Raw genomic sequence first — 2,701 nt, 5'->3', positions numbered from 1 at the left:
GTAACAATGCAACCAAAACTTAAAAATACATTTTCACAAAGAAGCACACCCACAAAAACGACAAATCGCGATATATTCACGCGCGATTTAGCAGGTGAGCTTGTCGATATGAACGACCCAGAATGTGCCAAAATCATAGCAGTGATTACCAAAACAATCAAGCTAACAAATAAGCTAAATTGTGGCAACCACAGCCCCAAAAAAGTGCGTAAAATTTTTAGCAAAATCATCGGACAAAAGCTAGATTCTAGTGCGTGGATAATCCCGCCATTTTATGTCGATTTTGGCAAAAATATTCGCGTGGGCAAAAACTTTTTTATGAATCAAGCTTGCACATTTATGGATAGAGGTGGAATCACCATTGGCGATGATGTGTTTATCGCACCCAAAGTGTGCCTCACAACAATCAACCACGACTTCAACCCCTACAACCGCCAAGCGACCTTTTGCAAACCTATCGTAATAGGCAATCGCGTGTGGATTGGGATTAATGTAACCATTTGCCCGGGTGTAACTATCGGCGATAATGCGGTTATTGCTGCAGGAAGCGTGGTAACTAAAGATGTGCCAGCAAATGCAATCGTTGGAGGGAATCCTGCAAAAGTGCTTAAGATGTTGGAGTTTGAAGACAATCCAAAAAAACACTAAAAGGATAATAAATGAAACTAAAAGATTCTAACCAAAATTGTGCGGTAGATTCTATAGCTTCTATTGATTCTATGGAATCTACAAGTCGTAGGGAGTTTTTGGCAACCTCTGCAAAAGTCGGAGGTTTGGTTAGCCTAGCAGGATTAGGCATGCTAGGCTTAGGTGCATGCAGTGATTCTAATGAGCAAAACACACAGCAAACATTAACAAACACACAAGGAGCAACGATGCAATTTGTTACTTTAAATAATGGCGTTAAGATTCCCATTCTTGGACTTGGTGTATTAAATATCAAAGACCTCAAAGAATGCCAAAGAGTCGTTGAAGATGCGCTTGAAGTGGGTTATCGTCTTATTGATACTGCACAAGCTTATGCAAATGAAGAAGCTGTCGGTGCAGCAATTGCAGCAAGTGGGCTAAAAAGAGAAGAAATTTTTATCACAACTAAGCTATTTAAGAAAAATACAGAAGATGCCACCAAATTTGCTTTTGATGAGAGTTGCAAAAAACTCAAAGTGGATTATGTGGATTTGTTTTTGATTCACCAGCCTATTGGCGATTTGTATGCGCAATGGTGCGCAATCAGTGCGCTTTATAAACAAAAGAGAATCCGCGCTATTGGTGTGAGCAATTTTTATCCCGATAGATTGGTGGATTTTTGTATGAATAATGAAATTATCCCTGCGATTAATCAATTTATCTGCAATCCATTTCGTCAAGAAATTGCCTTGCAAAAGATTATGCAAGAATACAACATTGCCTATGAGGCTTTTAGCCCTTTTGCGCAAGGCAAAAATAATATTTTCAGCAATGAAGTTTTGAGCCAAATTGCTAAAAAACATAATAAAAGCATTGGGCAAATTATCTTGCGTTGGCTCATTGAGCGCAACATTATTGCGATACCCAAAACAGCCAAAAAAGAGCGTATGGTAGAAAATTTTAAAATTTTTGATTTTGAGCTTGATTTGGAAGACAAAAAGCAAATTGCAACTTTGGAAACGGGTAATGTTGGGCTAAATCACAGAGACCCTGCCACGATTAAATGGCTTAATGAGCGAAAAATCGGGGAATCTCTTGCTACTTCTGGGGATAAGCTAGGAAAATAGCATTCACTAAATTATAAAGGAGCAAAATGGAATTTATTACTTTAAATAATGGCGTTAAAATGCCAATTTTGGGCTATGGAACATATACGATTGAGGATTTAAAAGAATGCCAAAGATGTGTTGAAGATGCTATTAGCGTGGGTTATCGTAATATTGATACTGCTGAGGTGTATTTTAACGAAAGAGCGGTGGGAGCAGCGGTTCAAAATGCAATAAATGGTGGAATCAGGCGTGAAGAATTGTTTATCACTACCAAAGCTTGGATTAATCATATCAACGAAGAAAAAATCCTTAAATCTTTTGAAAATTCGCTCCAAAAACTCGGGCTTGATTATATAGATTTGTATCTTATCCATATGCCCTATAATGATACTTATGTGGTGCGTGGAGAGCGTGAGCAAACTCTATAAAGAGGGTAGAATCAAAGCTATTGGTGTGAGCAATTTCTATGCTGATAAACTTGTGGATTTTTGTCTTAATAACACGATAAAACCCGCAATCAATCAAGTAGAATGCCACCCGCTCTATGCCCGTTTTGAATCACAAAAAATCGCAAAAGAATATTCTGTTATTTTACAATCATGGGCTAGTTTTGGCAAAGGAAGTAGCGATGTTTTAAATAATCCAATTCTTGTGCAAATTGCTAAAACACACCACAAAAGTGTAACACAAGTGATTTTACGTTGGTTAATACAACGCGGGGTGGTGGTGATTCCAAAAACCACACACAAGCAAAGAATGATAGAAAACATTGCGGTTTTTGATTTTGCATTGAATGAAGCAGAAATGTCAAAAATTGCGCAGCTTGATAGGGGCAAAAGTCTTTTTATTGACCTCAATGACCCCAAAAGTGTGCAATCTATGCGTAATGAATTTCAAGATGAGGACTTTCTTTAAGCTTAATTTGGGTAATTTTATTGCAAAAATGTATTTCTAAGGAGCAAAAA

The 2,701-nt window shown here is 37.6% G+C and carries 4 protein-coding genes; all 4 read left to right on the top strand.

Features of this window, described 5'->3' with window-relative positions; translation table 11 throughout:
• The first annotated feature begins 6 nt into the window (after positions 1–6).
• The 4 genes from LS70_RS09755 to LS70_RS10350 are packed head-to-tail and all read left to right on the top strand — an operon-like array spanning position 7 to position 2,651.
• The gene (locus tag LS70_RS09755) at positions 7–648 is read left to right on the top strand and encodes a sugar O-acetyltransferase (protein ID WP_081949873.1); all 642 of its coding nucleotides are present in this window, start codon (positions 7–9) and stop codon (positions 646–648) included.
• 11 nt (positions 649–659) lie between these two features.
• Positions 660–1,754 (top strand): aldo/keto reductase, encoded by a 1,095-nt coding sequence (locus LS70_RS09750; RefSeq protein WP_328591105.1) that lies wholly within the window; start codon positions 660–662, stop codon positions 1,752–1,754.
• Positions 1,755–1,780: 26 nt separating this feature from the next.
• Positions 1,781–2,164, top strand: a complete 384-nt coding sequence (locus LS70_RS10355; protein ID WP_268902954.1) for an aldo/keto reductase — start codon at positions 1,781–1,783, stop codon at positions 2,162–2,164.
• Positions 2,130–2,651, top strand: coding sequence for an aldo/keto reductase (locus LS70_RS10350; RefSeq protein WP_268902953.1), 522 nt, complete (start codon positions 2,130–2,132; stop codon positions 2,649–2,651). The genes LS70_RS10355 and LS70_RS10350 overlap by 35 nt, the downstream gene beginning before the upstream one ends.
• Positions 2,652–2,701: the final 50 nt, after the last annotated feature.

This window comes from Helicobacter sp. MIT 11-5569 (genome assembly GCF_000765695.2).
GTDB lineage: Bacteria > Campylobacterota > Campylobacteria > Campylobacterales > Helicobacteraceae > Helicobacter_D.
The sequence above is the reverse complement of the archived record's forward strand: the minus strand, read 5'-3'. Positions and strand labels throughout refer to the sequence as shown.

What these genes read in the sequence shown, in the direction of transcription:
- LS70_RS09755 (WP_081949873.1), top strand. Translation starts at nt 7, where the DNA reads ATGCAACCAAAACTTAAAAATACATTTTCACAAAGAAGCACACCCACA.
- LS70_RS09750 (WP_328591105.1), top strand. Translation starts at nt 660, where the DNA reads ATGAAACTAAAAGATTCTAACCAAAATTGTGCGGTAGATTCTATAGCT.
- LS70_RS10355 (WP_268902954.1), top strand. Translation starts at nt 1,781, where the DNA reads ATGGAATTTATTACTTTAAATAATGGCGTTAAAATGCCAATTTTGGGC.
- LS70_RS10350 (WP_268902953.1), top strand. Translation starts at nt 2,130, where the DNA reads ATGTGGTGCGTGGAGAGCGTGAGCAAACTCTATAAAGAGGGTAGAATC.